The organism is Rhizobium centroccidentale, from assembly GCF_030182565.1.
Lineage (GTDB): Bacteria > Pseudomonadota > Alphaproteobacteria > Rhizobiales > Rhizobiaceae > Rhizobium.
The window spans coordinates 98,477-112,208 of record NZ_JAQJCG010000018.1 but is presented as its reverse complement, the minus strand read 5'-3'; the positions used below and the strand labels follow the sequence as shown (position 1 = coordinate 112,208).

The 13,732-nt window shown below is 59.7% G+C and carries 16 protein-coding genes; 11 read left to right on the top strand and 5 right to left on the bottom strand.

The annotated features are described in order from the left end of the window. Positions 1-18: 18 nt before the first annotated feature. A complete protein-coding gene (locus PH562_RS22200) occupies positions 19-987 on the bottom strand; it encodes an ImuA family protein (protein ID WP_285175640.1) in 969 nt (322 codons plus the stop codon). 162 nt (positions 988-1,149) lie between these two features. Here PH562_RS22200 and PH562_RS22195 point away from each other — a divergent pair, with 162 nt between their 5' ends. After that, on the top strand, positions 1,150-1,587 hold the full coding sequence (locus tag PH562_RS22195) for a metallopeptidase family protein (RefSeq protein WP_069611396.1): 438 nt from the start codon (positions 1,150-1,152) through the stop codon (positions 1,585-1,587). Positions 1,588-1,639: 52 nt separating this feature from the next. Here PH562_RS22195 and PH562_RS22190 read toward each other — a convergent pair whose 3' ends face one another. Both PH562_RS22190 and PH562_RS22185 read right to left on the bottom strand, forming a co-directional pair. After that, complete coding sequence (locus tag PH562_RS22190; RefSeq protein ID WP_113408564.1) at positions 1,640-1,846, bottom strand: DUF1737 domain-containing protein; 207 nt, start codon at positions 1,844-1,846, stop codon at positions 1,640-1,642. Positions 1,847-1,871: 25 nt separating this feature from the next. Then, positions 1,872-2,816 carry an HpcH/HpaI aldolase/citrate lyase family protein gene (locus PH562_RS22185; RefSeq protein WP_285175639.1) on the bottom strand — a complete coding sequence of 315 codons (945 nt, stop codon included), beginning with the start codon at positions 2,814-2,816 and terminating at the stop codon, positions 1,872-1,874. 111 nt (positions 2,817-2,927) lie between these two features. Between PH562_RS22185 and PH562_RS22180 the strand changes: the two genes are divergently transcribed. The 10 genes from PH562_RS22180 to PH562_RS22130 all read left to right on the top strand — a co-directional run bounded on the left by PH562_RS22180 (position 2,928) and on the right by PH562_RS22130 (position 11,889). Next, positions 2,928-3,164: a hypothetical protein gene (locus PH562_RS22180; protein ID WP_069613878.1), complete on the top strand. Its 237-nt coding sequence runs from the start codon at positions 2,928-2,930 to the stop codon at positions 3,162-3,164. 190 nt (positions 3,165-3,354) lie between these two features. Then, positions 3,355-3,963, top strand: coding sequence for a 3-isopropylmalate dehydratase small subunit (leuD, locus tag PH562_RS22175; protein WP_113408492.1), 609 nt, complete (start codon positions 3,355-3,357; stop codon positions 3,961-3,963). 259 nt (positions 3,964-4,222) lie between these two features. Next, positions 4,223-5,041, top strand: coding sequence for a sugar phosphate isomerase/epimerase family protein (locus PH562_RS22170; protein ID WP_113408491.1), 819 nt, complete (start codon positions 4,223-4,225; stop codon positions 5,039-5,041). Positions 5,042-5,197: 156 nt separating this feature from the next. Next, positions 5,198-6,310: a 3-isopropylmalate dehydrogenase gene (leuB, locus tag PH562_RS22165; protein WP_285175638.1), complete on the top strand. Its 1,113-nt coding sequence runs from the start codon at positions 5,198-5,200 to the stop codon at positions 6,308-6,310. A 184-nt stretch (positions 6,311-6,494) separates the two neighbouring features. Further along, on the top strand, positions 6,495-7,259 hold the full coding sequence (gene lpxE, locus PH562_RS22160; protein ID WP_285175637.1) for a lipid A 1-phosphatase LpxE: 765 nt from the start codon (positions 6,495-6,497) through the stop codon (positions 7,257-7,259). Positions 7,260-7,405: 146 nt separating this feature from the next. Further along, a complete protein-coding gene (locus PH562_RS22155) occupies positions 7,406-7,660 on the top strand; it encodes an ArsR/SmtB family transcription factor (RefSeq protein ID WP_095433371.1) in 255 nt (84 codons plus the stop codon). Between the two features lie 158 nt (positions 7,661-7,818). Then, complete coding sequence (locus PH562_RS22150; protein ID WP_285175636.1) at positions 7,819-8,568, top strand: SDR family NAD(P)-dependent oxidoreductase; 750 nt, start codon at positions 7,819-7,821, stop codon at positions 8,566-8,568. A gap of 297 nt (positions 8,569-8,865) precedes the next feature. Next, positions 8,866-9,375, top strand: a complete 510-nt coding sequence (locus PH562_RS22145; protein ID WP_095436101.1) for a Dps family protein — start codon at positions 8,866-8,868, stop codon at positions 9,373-9,375. 373 nt (positions 9,376-9,748) lie between these two features. Continuing rightward, on the top strand, positions 9,749-10,783 hold the full coding sequence (locus PH562_RS22135) for an aspartate-semialdehyde dehydrogenase (protein WP_113408489.1): 1,035 nt from the start codon (positions 9,749-9,751) through the stop codon (positions 10,781-10,783). Between the two features lie 284 nt (positions 10,784-11,067). Continuing rightward, a complete protein-coding gene (locus tag PH562_RS22130) occupies positions 11,068-11,889 on the top strand; it encodes a lytic murein transglycosylase (protein WP_095433375.1) in 822 nt (273 codons plus the stop codon). 110 nt (positions 11,890-11,999) lie between these two features. Here the strand turns inward: PH562_RS22130 and PH562_RS22125 are convergent, their stop codons facing one another. Continuing rightward, complete coding sequence (locus PH562_RS22125) at positions 12,000-12,641, bottom strand: carbonic anhydrase (protein ID WP_285175635.1); 642 nt, start codon at positions 12,639-12,641, stop codon at positions 12,000-12,002. A 72-nt stretch (positions 12,642-12,713) separates the two neighbouring features. Then, positions 12,714-13,589, bottom strand: coding sequence for a pyridoxal kinase PdxY (gene pdxY, locus PH562_RS22120; protein WP_285175634.1), 876 nt, complete (start codon positions 13,587-13,589; stop codon positions 12,714-12,716). Positions 13,590-13,732: the final 143 nt, after the last annotated feature.

The window sequence follows — 13,732 nt, the reverse complement described above, 5'->3', positions numbered from 1 at the left end:
CAGGCGAGCGGCGGCGCTTCAAGCCTGCCTGTCGAACGCCAGGACAGACCCCAGCGCTTGCGCGCGATGCGGTCGGTCGGCAGATGCGGGAAGGTCAGCGCCAGAATGCGCTGCGTGTGCGCCGGGAAAGGCAGGGCGTTGAGTGTCGAGGACAGGGGCAAAGCGGCGGTCATGGGCATTCCACTCCAGGGTTATGGAAAGGGGCGCCGGGTTTCGGCTCTTTTCCAAGGTCAGACGAAAGGCCGGATGACCGATACTGCCGCCAAGCACCGATCCGTCCGGCAGGGGCCGCGCCGGCGCCGGCGCGGGTTCGACGGAAAAGCGGAAGAGAGCGCTGCTTGCTTCCTCCTCGCCTCCCTGTCGCAACAGAAACAAGGGCCGTCCCGCCGCCTTGGCCCTCAGCGCAAGCCGCCGGCTTTCGGTCAGGCCGAAACGAGCGGGGTTGCCGCGTACTTCCAGAATGACGACGGCAAAGGCAGCACTGCCAAGAGCTGCTTCCGCCACCCAAAGCGCATCATCCAGCTTGCGCGGTGACGCCTGCAGGAAAGCCTGGGGCTCCAGCCCGAAATCGCTGATGCCGATGGCATAGGGCAGACCCGCCTCCATCGTCGCGACCGTATCGCCGATCCACAGAACCGGAGACTTGGCCGCAACCGTATCCGACGCTTGCGCATGCAGCCGCGCGGCAAGCGCCAGGGCAAAACCGCTTGCGGCCCCGGCATCGCGCAGGCCAAGCGAACGGATTTCCGTCAGCGCATCGAGCGGCAGGCCGCCTTGCAGCGCCGTATCGAGCTCGCCGACACCGATCGGAAGGAACCCAGTTTGCTCCGGAAGGGACTTCGCAATACCAGCCGCCTGCCTCGCCGGCTTGTCTGCCAGCGTCTCATGCGCCGCGGCCGCCAGTGCCGGGATCGGCCTGCCTTCCAGTCGGGCAATGGTTTCACGCAGGGCAAAAAGCGTTTCCCGCGCCACGGCAGCCTCGGCCATGACGTTCACTCCAGATCGATAATGTTCCTGTTATGTTCTTATGGATTCCAGAGCTTGCGAAAAGAGTCAACACCATTTCATGAGAAAATATTCCTCTGCCGCAATCTACACTCGTAAAAGCGGCGCAAAGTCTCTATATGACCAGCCAAGGAAGGAATATTCATGGCTCGCGTCGACCAGAGCGAAGATTGGCGGGATCGCCACTCGCCCTCCATCAGTACATTCGAATCCCTGGCAATGGAGGCTTACAGCCACCTGCCGGACGAATTCCGTTCGCTCACCGGTGATCTCGTCATCCTCATCGAGGATTTCCCGGATGACGAGGTATTCGAGGACATGGCGCTGGAAACCCCCTTCGACCTGCTCGGCCTCTTCGAAGGCCGCGGCATCTCGGAGCGCTTTACCGCCCAGACGGGCGACATGCCCAACAAGATCCGCCTCTATCGCCGGCCGATCATCGATTACTGGGCTGAGAACGAAGAAACCCTCGGCGACATCATCACCCATGTCCTGATCCATGAGATCGGCCACCATTTCGGCCTGAGCGACGAGGATATGGAGCGCATCGAGGCGAGCGCCGAGGAAGCGACGGATCGCTGATATCGGTTCCGGCCGCAAGACGGTCGGGAAGAATGAGAATTTCAGCCGGCGCTTACTGCTCGGAAAGCTTCATATCCGGATCGTAATCCCTACCGGCCACGTCCTTGACGACGGCCTGGCCGCATTCCATCCGCCCGCTTGCAGAATTGAAGCCATAGGTCGGCGAGCCGTATAGCTCCCAGCCCTTGTTCAGCGCCGCACTCACTTTGTGGCAGAAGGAAGCGTCATCGGGACCGGTCAGGAAGCGGTAGAGTTTCATCAAGGCATCTTTCGTGTATTTGCCATCAGACATCGCTGCGGGGCGTTGCGGCGGCGCCTGAGGAGCGTCGCGCAATCAGGCGAGCTTTATGAACGAGTCTCTCCGCCTGGACAAGGTGCAGCCGCTCCACCATCCGTCCGCCGAGATTGACGACATTGAGAGTGGCGGCATTCGGTGCGGCGAAGGCGGCGATAATAGACTCCGCCTCGGCAACGGCGGCCTTGTCAGGGCCAAAATGCCGGTTGGCGGCTTCGATCTGGCTCGGATGGATCAGCATCTTGCCAGCAAAGCCCATAGCGACCCCCTGGCCGCATTCTGCCGCGAATTCTTCGGTATCCTTGAAATCGTTGAAGACGCTGTCGATCGCCTCGAGGCCATAAGCACTGACAGCCAATATCACCTGCATCAGCCAGGGTACGAGATAGGGGCGACCGGGCTGCGGCAGGACGCCCGTTTCCTTCCTGAGGTCGTTGAGACCGACGACAAAACAATCGAGCCGGCTGCCGGCGGTGCGCCCAGCCTCGGCGATCGCGGCCGCATTCAGGATGCCGCGCGGCGTCTCGATCATGGCCCAGATACGCAAATCCTCAGGCGCATCGGCTTCCGCAAGCCGGTCACTGACAGCAGTCACGTCCTGAGGCTCGCCTACCTTCGGCAGCAAGACCGCATCCGGCTCCAGCTCCACGACCAGCGCCAGATCATCGGCACCGAAGTTCGAGGAAAGCGCATTGATGCGGATGATCCGCTCCTTACCCGGTAGCGGTGAGGCCGCAAAGAAGGCTCGTAGGATCTCCCGCGCCTCGGCCTTTTTCTCCGGCGAAACCGAATCCTCGAGATCGAAGATGACCGCGTCGCAATCGAGGCTCGAAAGCTTGTCCAGCGCGCGTCGATTGATGGCGGGAACGCTCAAGACCGATCGGCGCAGACGGGCGGGACGGGAAGGGGGGTTTGGGCTCGCAGATTGGCTCATTGTGCCGTTTTGCCGCGCTTTTAATCGACAAGCAAGTCAACAAAAAGCCATGCTCCTCTTGCAGATGACAGAGATGAAGACCACATTGCTTGGTGTAGAGAGGTCTCGACCATGCAGAATATTCGTTCCCTGTTCATTGCGCTTGCCGGTATCACCGTGTTTGCAGCCATGGCCCTGCTGACCGTTTCGGTCACACTTGCTGTCGGCGCTATCCTGACTGTGCTGATGGCGGCCCGCGCGATTTCGCTGCGTATGAAGCCGGCACCGGTGCGCGCCAAGGCGAAGACGAACGGCCAGCGCGAAATGCGCATCTGGAACGACGGTCGCGGCACCATCATCGATCTCTGAGATTGAAAGCAGGGCAGGGTGGTCTGTTGCCGGCTCCCGGCCTATGTGTCCGATTAAGGCCACGTGCTGAAGGGCAAGGACGGCTAAAGTGCCGTCTTTGAGAGCATTTCCAAGATTCTCCTTCATTTCGGGCCGGATTTGCTCTATTGGCAAGGTAATTCGTGCTTAGACGAGAATGAAGGCAGGACCCATGGACAAATTCGTGAAGTTGACCGGTGTCGCAGCACCCCTCCCGGTCGTCAATGTCGATACCGACATGATCATCCCGAAGGATTATCTGAAGACCATCAAGCGCACGGGTCTTGGCAAGGGGCTCTTCGCTGAAGCCCGGTATAATGAAGATGGTTCTCCGAACCCGGATTTCGTGCTGAACAAGCCGGCTTATCAAAACGCCAAGATCCTCGTTGCCGGCGACAATTTCGGCTGCGGCTCCTCGCGCGAGCATGCGCCCTGGGCACTGCTCGATTTCGGCATCCGCTGCGTCATCTCGACGAGCTTCGCTGACATCTTCTACAACAACTGCTTCAAGAACGGCATCCTGCCGATCAAGGTCAGCCAGGAAGATCTCGACAAGCTGATGGACGACGCCTCGCGCGGCTCCAACGCCATCCTGACGGTCGATCTGGAAAACCTCGAAATCACCGGCCCGGACGGCGGCTCGCTGAAGTTCGAACTCGACGAGTTCAAGCGTCACTGCCTGCTGAACGGCCTCGACGATATCGGCCTGACGCTGGAAAAATCCTCCGCGATCGATAATTTCGAAAAGACGAACGCCGCGTCGCGTCCCTGGGCCGCCTGATCGGCTTTATCTCTATTTCACGTTTCGAAGCCGGGCCTTGCGCCCGGCTTTTTTCATGCCAAAACGCCCGCCGCCTGCGGAGAGAAGAGGGAACTATCCGCGGCTGCGACACCCAGAAGCGAAAACGCAAATCCCGGAAACGAGACACATCTTTTCCACTCGCTGTAATATGATCGACAAAAAGCAGGTCCATACAGGCCGCCGAGACCCTTGCGGCCTCTCTCCCGCCCTTAAATTTCCTCCACGCAATGGAGCCTCCATGACCTCCCTTCCCATTGTCGGCGCAGCCATGACGCTCGACGACGTCGAAATCCATCGTAACTGGTTGCTCGAAAAGCCGCGTGACTTGGAGTTGCAGAGCTTCGTCGAAGCCGAAGTCCTCAACGGCGACTGGGCTCCGCTGGCCGAGCGCGCCCGCAAGCTGCTCGACGGCCATCAGGGCCGGCTCGGCATCCACGGCCCGTTCTGGGGCTTTGTCATCGCCTCGCAGGACCCGGACGTCCGCACCGTCGTCACCAAGCGCTTGCTGCAGGCACTCGACGTCTGCGCCAATATCGGCGCCACGCAGATGGTCATCCATAGCCCCTATACGTCGTGGTCCTACAACAACCTCGACAACAACAAGGGCGAGCGCGAGAAGATCATCGAGTACACGCATCTGACGCTGAAAGAGGCCGTCAAGCGCGCCGAAGACATCGGGCTCACCATGGTCATCGAGAATATCGAGGACAAGGATCCCCATATCCGCGTCGGCCTCGCCGACAGCTTCAATTCGCCCGCCGTCGCCGTTTCGATCGACACCGGCCACGCCCATTACGCCCATGGCTATACCGGCGCTCCGCCGGTCGACTACTACGTCCACGCCGCCGGTAACCGTCTGCAGCATGTCCACTTGCAGGATGCTGACGGCTATGCCGACCGCCACTGGAGCCTCGGCGAAGGCAATATCCACTGGCGCGCCGTCTTTGCTGCTCTTGCCAAGCTTAACAGCAATCCGCGCCTGATCATCGAGATCAAGGACAAATCCAAGATCCCGGCATCTGCCGCCTATCTCGCTTCGCTCGGACTGGCTGAGTAAGGATAAACAACGCAAGTCACCCACCCTCGTGGTTCAAGGGCGGGTGACTAGTCTCAAAACCCCGAAAACCGTACCGTTTCGGTCCCTTCCTCGCTTGAAAAGCCGCATTTGCAGGTCTAAAAACCCCGCAACTTTTTCTTTCGCGGAGGCTTTCCCATGACAGTTCGCAATCTTTTCCTCCTGCCGGGCGACGGCATCGGCCCAGAGGCCATGGGCGAAGTTCGCAAGATCATCGCCTATATGAACGAGGCGAAGAATGCCGGCTTTGTCACGGACGAAGGCCTTGTCGGCGGCAGCGCTTATGATGCGCATGGCGCCGCCATTTCCGAAGGAGACATGGCAAAGGCGCTTGCTGCCGACGCCGTGCTCTTCGGCGCCGTCGGCGGCCCGAAGTGGGACAGCGTTCCCTATGAAGTGCGCCCGGAAGCCGGCCTGCTGCGCCTGCGCAAGGATCTGCAGCTCTTCGCCAACCTGCGCCCGGCCATCTGCTACCCGGCGCTGGCATCGGCTTCGTCGCTGAAGCCGGAACTGGTCGAGGGTCTCGACATCCTGATCGTGCGCGAACTCACGGGCGGTGTCTATTTCGGCGAGCCGAAGGAAATCATCGACCTCGGCAACGGCCAGAAGCGCGGCATCGACACCCAGGTCTACGACACCTATGAGATCGAGCGCATTGCCGGCGTCGCCTTCGAGCTGGCGCGTACCCGCAACAACCGCGTCTGCTCGATGGAAAAGCGCAACGTCATGAAGTCGGGTGTGCTCTGGAACCAGGTCGTCACCGCCACGCATAAGGAAAAATATTCCGACGTGCAGCTCGAGCATATGCTGGCCGACGCCGGCGGTATGCAGCTCGTTCGCCAGCCGAAGCAGTTCGACGTTATTGTGACGGACAACCTGTTCGGCGACATGCTGTCCGACGTCGCCGCCATGCTGACCGGCTCGCTCGGCATGCTGCCCTCGGCTTCGCTCGGCGCCCCCGATGCCAAGACCGGCAAGCGCAAGGCGCTTTACGAACCCGTGCACGGTTCCGCCCCCGATATCGCCGGCAAGGGCATCGCCAACCCGATCGCCATGATCGCTTCCTTCGCCATGTGCCTGCGTTACTCCTTCGGCCTCGTCGCCGAGGCCGATGCACTGGAAAAGGCGATCGCCAACGTGCTCGACAGCGGCATCCGCACCGGCGACATCATGTCGGCAGGCAGCCGCCAGGTCGGCACTACCGAAATGGGCGACGCCATTCTTGCCGAATTCAAGGCTCTCTCGGCATAAGTCGCCTAATATATTTCACGTGAAACATGGAACCCCGTTCTGCAGAGCAGCGCGGGGTTTTTATCGAATACGAGGAGCCAACAGCGAGGTCCGAATCGGCAGACCGATACCGGCGATCTTAAAAATACTGTTACAGGAGCCTGCTAGTCGTACAGCTGATTGGAAATCGACATAGGCACTGATTATGCAGGCGATCTTGACGTCTCTCGACCGGCGTTGGCGGCGAAGCGATGCCGCATTTGCACCATCACATTGGAAAAACTGCCTTTTTCTGACCACTAATATCGTCCTTCTCTCAGCTCTCCTGTTCGATTGGCCTGTCGGCGCCACCCTCAAAAGCCTATCGCCCTCCATTCGCTTCGTCGGCGGAATGCTGACAGATTTCGGCGATTCCGGATGGATCCTCCTCATCAGCGCCTTCCTGTTTTTCGAAGGCTGGGCTGGCAGCAAACTGCTGCATTCGCAGCGCTGTCGCTGCCAGGCATTGCGCATCTGCCAGATCGGCGGCTATCTCCTGACGACCGTGGCGCTTTCAGGCATCCTTGCCAACGTGCTGAAGCGCGCCATCGGCCGCGCCCGCCCGACGCATTTTGCCGATTGGGGACCCTTCGGTTTTTCGCCCTTCAATGGCCGTGCCAGCTTCGAAAGCTTCCCCTCCGGCCATGCCACGACCATCGGCGCTCTGTTCGTGGCGCTTGCCTTCCTGTTTCCGCGCTATCGCTATGTTTTCGCCGCCTGCGCCCTATGGCTGGCGATCACCCGCGTCATCGTCGGTGCCCATTATCCGAGCGACGTGGTGGCCGGTCTGGCGCTCGGCGGCTGGTTTGCCTTCATGATGGCGATCGTCTATTCACGCTACGGCCTGCTCTTCCGCATCAATGCCGCCGGTTGGCCGACGCCGCGCTTGCCACTCCTTAAAAGCAGCAAGCTGCGCGAGACCGATTCCTGAGCCGGCCTGCGCTACAACGCAAAGGTTGCCAAGCCCCTCCCGCATTCATATATCTGGCAGGGTAGGGATGGCCGAAGACGGTCAACCCGATTTCGTTTGCGATGAACACCATGGATGCCGGGCCAATACGTTTAAGCGAAAGGCAGATGGGATTGATTTCCCGGGCACTTGCCGAACCGCGACGTGTGCAGATTCTGAAAGAGATCGGCACGCGAACCGTGCCTACGCCCTGCAGCCTTCTGAATGAATGCCACGCTGTCAGCGCCGCAACGATGTCGCATCACATCAAGGAACTGGAGAATGCCGGGCTTATCGAGATCCAGCGCGAAGGCAAGTTCGCCAACCTCGTGCTGCGACGCGATACGCTGAACGCCTATATGGCGGAACTTTCCAAGATCTGACCATCCGATTCCACACCATCGGCATTTCTCGCTCCGGCTCTTGTATCAGTTAGATGATTATCTAAATATCAAAGCGACGGTGCGATCGGTTTTCGGGTCGCATGCGCCAACCGATTTGATGATTGTAAAACTGTCTAAGTTTTTCGAAGGAAAATGACATGAGCAAACTGACAGGCAAGGTCGCGATCGTGACCGGAGCATCCAAGGGCATCGGCGCCGGCATCGCCAAGGCGATGGGCGAGGCGGGCGCAGCCGTCGTCGTCAACTATGCCTCGAGCCGCGAGGGCGCCGACAGGGTGGTAGCCGAAATCACCGCCAAGGGCGGCAAGGCGCTCGCCGTGCACGGCGACGTTTCCAAAGCCGAAGACGTCAAACGCCTCTTCGCTGAAACCAAACAAGCCTTAGGCCGCGTCGATATCCTCGTCAACAATGCCGGCGTCTATCAATTCGCGACAATTGAGGAGTTCACCGAGGAAGAATTCCACCGTGAATTCAATATCAACGTGCTGGGCACGCTGCTGACCACGCGGGAAGCCGTCAGGTATTTCGGCCCGGAAGGTGGAAATGTGATCAACATCGGCTCCAACGCCGTCAGCATGAACTTGCCGACTGCCTCCGTCTATACGGCAACCAAGGCCGCCGTCGATTCCATCACCAAGATCCTCGCCAAAGAGCTCGGGCCGCGGAATATCCGGGTCAACAACCTGGCGCCGGGCGGCGTTGAAACAGAGGGTGTCGTTGCGGCAGGCGTCATCGGCAGCGACTTCGAGAAGCATCTCGTCTCCCAGACGCCCCTCGGCCGCCTCGGCCAGCCGACGGATATCGCCCCGGTCGCAGTTTTCCTCGCATCGCAGGACGCCGCCTGGGTGACCGGCGAAACCATCTATGTCGGCGGTGGCCTGAAGTAGTCGCCCATACCGATGCCGCCCTCTGACAAGAAGGCGGCATCGGCGGCGCGACATGACTGCACGCCGCGCCTATACATTAGCAAGCAATTGCCAAACCGCTCCAATTTCCTATTTAATGAATATGTTCGGGTTTTCCGCTTAAGCAACGCAGTCACCATGTCGCAAGGCGGTATTTCGGCTGCGAGATTTCAAAACGATCCTGTCTTCAATGCGATCCCACGCAGCGGCTGATGTCATGGAACTCCCCTAAGATCCGCCGGCGGTCGCTGTCGTGAACAATAAATGGAGGACGTCTTTATGAATAGCGCCAATACCAAATCGAAATTGGGCACTCGCACCAATCTCAGCGAAGACGCGACACGCGATATTTCCGCAGCGCTGTCCGCCCTGCTGGCGGATGTCTTTGCTCTCTATCTGAAGACCAAGAATTTTCACTGGCACATGAGCGGCCCGCATTTCCGTGATTATCACCTGCTTCTCGACGAGCAGGGCGAGCAGATTTTTGCGATGACCGATCCGATGGCCGAGCGCGCCCGGAAGATCGGCGGGACGACCTTGCGGTCGATCGGCCAGATCGCCAAGCTGCAGCGCATCCCGGATAATGATGCCGAATATGTCGATCCGCAGGACATGCTCGCCGAATTGGCGGACGATAATCTGAAGCTTTCCGCCGAAATGCGGGCCGTCCACGACGTTTGCGACGAGTACGGCGATGTCGCTACAGCCAGCCTTCTGGAAAACTGGATTGACGAGACCGAGCGGCGCACCTGGTTCTTGTTTGAAACCACCCGCAAGTCCAATCGCTGACGCCGAACCGGCGCGCCTTCGAACATGATAGGCTGACGGCTGGTTTCGGCGCACTCGATTTCCTCGCTTCCGCAAGGTGGTAGCGAGGAAATCCTTGACTCCTGTGGAAAACATCTTAGAACCGGCGACGGAAAAGGAAGACTTCCATGGTTCGCTTCGAACAGCTCGATAGCTTCAGTCACCTGGCGCAATGTGCCGGGCGGGATGTCTATTTTCCGGTTTCTTCCAAAACCAAGGCCAAAACGACGACGAAAACCGTCTGACGTCTCTGGCCTGCCGCTCTCTCCCCGGCCCGGCCGGGGACAGGAACCGGTCGTCATGGCCGCGGTTCCCCCCTCGCCCAAGAGGAGAGAAGAGAAAGAGAGCTTGTGAAATGGGTTTCAAAGTTGCAGTAGCGGGCGCGACCGGGAATGTCGGCCGCGAAATGCTCAATATCCTGGCCGAACGCGGCTTCCCGGCCGATGAGGTCGTGGCGCTCGCATCGGCTCGCTCGCAGGGAACCGAAGTTTCCTTCGGGGACCGGACGCTGAAGGTTTCCAACCTTGAGAATTACGATTTCTCCGACACCGACATCTGCCTGATGTCGGCCGGCGGCGACGTCTCGAAGAGGGTTTCGCCGAAGATCGGCGCCCAGGGCTGCGTCGTCATCGACAACTCCTCAGCATGGCGCTACGACGCCGACGTGCCGCTGATCGTTCCGGAAGTAAACCCGGATGCCGTCACGCAGTTCACCAAGCGCAACATCATCGCCAACCCGAATTGCTCGACCGCGCAGCTCGTCGTGGCCCTGAAGCCGCTGCATGATTTCGCCAAGATCAAGCGCGTCGTCGTTTCGACCTACCAGTCGGTTTCCGGCGCCGGCAAGGACGGCATGGACGAGCTGTTCAACCAGACCCGCGCCGTCTTCGTCGCCGACCCGATCGAAGCGAAGAAGTTCACCAAGCGCATCGCCTTCAACGTCATCCCGCACATCGATGTCTTCATGGAAGACGGCTACACCAAGGAAGAGTGGAAGGTGCTGGCCGAAACCAAGAAGATGCTCGACCCGAAGATCAAGGTCACCTGCACGGCCGTCCGTGTCCCCGTCTTCATCGGCCATTCCGAATCGGTCAACATCGAGTTCGAAAACGAGATCACTGCCGATCAGGCCCGTGACATCCTGCGCGAAGCCCCCGGCTGCCTCGTGATCGACAAGCGCGAAAACGGCGGTTACATCACGCCTTACGAATCCGCTGGCGAAGATGCGACCTATATTTCGCGTATCCGCGAAGATGCGACCGTCGAGAACGGTCTCAACCTCTGGGTTGTCTCCGACAACCTGCGCAAGGGTGCCGCACTGAATGCCATCCAGATCGCCGAATTGCTCGTCAACCGTGGCCTCATCAAGCCGCGCAAGCAGGCTGCATAAGGATCTGTAAACCAATTTACGGTTTATCAACCCTCCTGGGTTAAGCAGAATAAAATGAAAGCCTCGCCATTTCGGATGAAAGGCGGGGCTTTTCTGAATGGTTTTGGCGGCGATGTTTCACATGAAACGAAAACATCACTCGCTAAAATATGATGACATGATGGTCGGATGCTGGCATGGTCCGCTGGCGATTAAACGCGCGTGATCCCCTGGCTTTCAAGGGTTTGCGCGCTATTGAAAACGGTTACCGCTTTCGCACCGCGGTAAGAATTCGGGGACACTGAATGCGCTTCACAAAATCTGGAATGGCAGCTCTCGTGGCGGGCGGATTGCTGCTGGGAATGCCGCTTGCGGCAAATGCCGCATCTTGCGGCAACACTTCCGCCGGATTCGAGAACTGGGTGCAGGAATTCAAGCGGGAAGCGCAGGCACAGGGCGTCAGCCCCTCCACCCTCGACAGGGCCTTCGCCAACGTCCATTACAACCAACCCACCATCCGCGCCGACCGCGGCCAGAAGAGCTTCAAGCTTTCCTTCGAGGAATTCATGAAGAAGCGCGGGGGACAGACGATCATCAATCGCGGCAAGAGCATGAAGCAGGCCAATGCCGCACTCTTCGCCAAGATCCAGAAGCGCTTCGGCGTCCCCCCAGGCCCGATCATCGCCATCTGGGGCATGGAAACCGGCTTCGGCAGCTATATGGGCGATCAGCATACGCTTTCGGCCGTCTCAACCCTTGCTTATGATTGCCGTCGTTCCGCATTCTTTACTGAGCAGCTCTACGCCGCCCTGAAGCTCGTCGGCGAAGGTTATCTCAGCCCGTCGGCACGCGGCGCAGCTCATGGCGAAATCGGCCAGACGCAGTTCATGCCGAAAAACGTCGTCGCCTTCGGCGTCGATGAAGATGGCGACGGCAGGGTCGATCTTGTGGGATCGCGCGCCGACGCACTCGCCTCGACCGCCAACTTCTTGCGCGGCCACGGCTGGCAGCCCGGCGCCGGCTATCAGCCCGGTGAGCCGAATTTCTCCGCCATTGCCGGCTGGAACGACGCAAAGGTCTATCAGCAGGCAATCGCCTATATCGGCCAGCAGATCGACGGCAAGTAGTCCTGATCTCGTGAATCAAAAAAGGCGCTGCGACCAGATGGTCAGCAGCGCCTTTTTCGTTGATCCACCTGCCGCCCTACCGGGCGCCTGCCTCTTAAACCTCGGGTCCCTTAAATCTCAGGGCGGATGAAATCGCGCGTTGCCGGATCCATGACCCAGAGTTCGCCGGTCGAAATATCGAACCATGCGCCGTGAAGACTAAGTTTGCCCTCTTCCTCGCGCGCCTTGATCTCCGGAAAGCTGCGCAGATTGTCGAGCGAATTGCGGATCGAGATGCGCTCCAGCGCGGTCTGACGCTCGGTTTGCGTCATGATGTCGTTGCTCTGGATCTGTTCGGCCGCAGGCTTCAATAGCGCCATCCAGCGGCCGATGAAGTCGCCCGGCGACAGCGGCTCGGCATTGGGATCGAGCGCCGCGCGAATGCCGCCACAGCGGCCGTGGCCCATCACGACGATGTCGGAGACTTTCAGCGACAAAACAGCGAATTCGAGTGCAGCCGAAGTCGCATGGAAGTTGCTGTCCGGTTCGTAGGGCGGCACCATGTTGGCGACGTTACGGATGACGAAGAGTTCTCCCGGTCCTGCGTCGAAGATGATCTCCGGCGCCGAACGGGAGTCACTACAGGCAATCACGAGGGTCGACGGGTTCTGGCCGAGCTCGGCGAGAGTGCGGTAGCGTTCGCGCTCATCGACGTAACGCCCGCTCATGAAGTTGCGATAACCGTTCAGAAGGGTGTCGGGAAAGCTTTGCATGATATTGGATTACAGCGCGCTTCGACCGAAGGCAACTGCTGCGCTGCAAAAAGCGTTAACCGTCGCGAACCGCTATTTTTTCTTCCGCTGTGCCGGATGAACAAGATGGCGCAGCTGCACCATCGCCATCGGCGTCGACAGGCTTGCGGAATCGACGGCAAGCGTCAGCTCGTTGCTGCCGCGCTTAACGGCCCGCGCCAGCACTTCAAAGACGCTGGCCGTCGTCAGCTGCAATGCCCGCTCCTCATCCATCCCCGAAAGCAGGCGCGACAGGAAGACGGCAGACAGGAGATCGCCGAGCCCATTCGGTGCGCCTTCGACGCTGCGATGTTCGGCAAGCAGCGCGTTTCGGCCGCTGAGATAGAGGTTGCCGATACCACCGGCCATCATCGGAACGGCGGACGTCACCAGCATACGCGACGGTCCAAGCGCGAGCGCCGCCTCCATGATGGCGTTGTTATCCTCGAGCGGCGCTCCCGCCAGCCAGGCAAGCTCATAACGGTTCGGCGTTGCGAGTGACGCCAGCGGGATCAGGTGGTCGCGGATCGCTTCCGCAGTTGCCTCAGGCACGTAAAGGCCGCCGGCATCGCCGATAACAGGATCGCAGGCATAAAGGAGATCGGGGTTCTTCTTCCGCAAAGCCGTTACGAGCCTTGCAACGGAATGCGCCTGCGCTGCATTGCCGAAATATCCCGACAGAACCGCCTTGACCTCCGAAAGCCAGGGCGCGGCGATGAGATCGTCGATCGCATGGTCGAAATCTGCCTCGTTGAAGGTCAATCGCGTCGAACGTCCATGGCCGGGATGCCACGGCAGAACGATCGTCGGCAGCGCCCACACCGGATGGCCAAGCGTCTCCAGCGCGAAAACGGCGGCGCGATTGCCGACTGACCCTCGGACGACGTGGCTGGAGATGACGATAACGGCGCCGGCGGACACTTGCGACATGATGCTAGCTTTCAAGTTCAGGGCTTCAAACTGCAATGGCGCAAGTTGATGATCCCTTTCGCGCCACTCTGTCAACCGCACTTCACAGAGTCATGAAAACCTCTGTTGACGAGCCCACTCCGCTAATTTCACACCAATGATAT

Excerpts from the sequence above, each read along its gene's own strand:
- PH562_RS22200 (WP_285175640.1), bottom strand. The coding sequence starts at position 987 with ATGGCCGAGGCTGCCGTGGCGCGGGAAACGCTTTTTGCCCTGCGTGAA.
- PH562_RS22195 (WP_069611396.1), top strand. The coding sequence starts at position 1,150 with ATGGCTCGCGTCGACCAGAGCGAAGATTGGCGGGATCGCCACTCGCCC.
- PH562_RS22190 (WP_113408564.1), bottom strand. The coding sequence starts at position 1,846 with ATGAAACTCTACCGCTTCCTGACCGGTCCCGATGACGCTTCCTTCTGC.
- PH562_RS22185 (WP_285175639.1), bottom strand. The coding sequence starts at position 2,816 with ATGAGCCAATCTGCGAGCCCAAACCCCCCTTCCCGTCCCGCCCGTCTG.
- PH562_RS22180 (WP_069613878.1), top strand. The coding sequence starts at position 2,928 with ATGCAGAATATTCGTTCCCTGTTCATTGCGCTTGCCGGTATCACCGTG.
- leuD (WP_113408492.1), top strand. The coding sequence starts at position 3,355 with ATGGACAAATTCGTGAAGTTGACCGGTGTCGCAGCACCCCTCCCGGTC.
- PH562_RS22170 (WP_113408491.1), top strand. The coding sequence starts at position 4,223 with ATGACCTCCCTTCCCATTGTCGGCGCAGCCATGACGCTCGACGACGTC.
- leuB (WP_285175638.1), top strand. The coding sequence starts at position 5,198 with ATGACAGTTCGCAATCTTTTCCTCCTGCCGGGCGACGGCATCGGCCCA.
- lpxE (WP_285175637.1), top strand. The coding sequence starts at position 6,495 with ATGCAGGCGATCTTGACGTCTCTCGACCGGCGTTGGCGGCGAAGCGAT.
- PH562_RS22155 (WP_095433371.1), top strand. The coding sequence starts at position 7,406 with ATGGGATTGATTTCCCGGGCACTTGCCGAACCGCGACGTGTGCAGATT.
- PH562_RS22150 (WP_285175636.1), top strand. The coding sequence starts at position 7,819 with ATGAGCAAACTGACAGGCAAGGTCGCGATCGTGACCGGAGCATCCAAG.
- PH562_RS22145 (WP_095436101.1), top strand. The coding sequence starts at position 8,866 with ATGAATAGCGCCAATACCAAATCGAAATTGGGCACTCGCACCAATCTC.
- PH562_RS22135 (WP_113408489.1), top strand. The coding sequence starts at position 9,749 with ATGGGTTTCAAAGTTGCAGTAGCGGGCGCGACCGGGAATGTCGGCCGC.
- PH562_RS22130 (WP_095433375.1), top strand. The coding sequence starts at position 11,068 with ATGCGCTTCACAAAATCTGGAATGGCAGCTCTCGTGGCGGGCGGATTG.
- PH562_RS22125 (WP_285175635.1), bottom strand. The coding sequence starts at position 12,641 with ATGCAAAGCTTTCCCGACACCCTTCTGAACGGTTATCGCAACTTCATG.
- pdxY (WP_285175634.1), bottom strand. The coding sequence starts at position 13,589 with ATGTCGCAAGTGTCCGCCGGCGCCGTTATCGTCATCTCCAGCCACGTC.